General features: G+C 49.8%; 1 protein-coding gene. It reads right to left on the bottom strand.

The genetic code is table 11. From position 1 onward, the window contains the following. Positions 1 to 305 (bottom strand): VCBS domain-containing protein (locus A6D97_RS04945; protein ID WP_206208207.1); only part of this gene is annotated, 305 nt, incomplete at both ends.

Here is a 305-nt window from a genome sequence, read left to right as displayed (position 1 = left end):
CGGTCGCACTGCTGACAGTAGCGGCGTCGTTAGTGCCGTTAATCGTCACTTTGATCGTCGAGGGTGTGCCATCAACACACGACACCGTGAAGGTTTCTTCAACTTTATCGCCGACGTTTAATTGGTTAAACGCACTGTTCGCGGTGAACGACCAATGACCATTGGCATCAATAGTCAGGTCACCGTTGGTGCCAGTAATTGAATCCGGTGTGAATGCATTATCTGGATTATCTACGTCGGTACTGGTCAATGTTCCTGATGTCGTTACCGCTTTGTCGGTTTCATCGATGGCAACGGTCGCGCTA

The sequence above is a fragment of the Vibrio sp. ZF57 genome, assembly GCF_001691235.1.
GTDB classification, from domain to species: Bacteria; Pseudomonadota; Gammaproteobacteria; order Enterobacterales; family Vibrionaceae; genus Vibrio; species Vibrio crassostreae_C.
The sequence above is the reverse complement of the archived record's forward strand: the minus strand, read 5'-3'. Positions and strand labels throughout refer to the sequence as shown.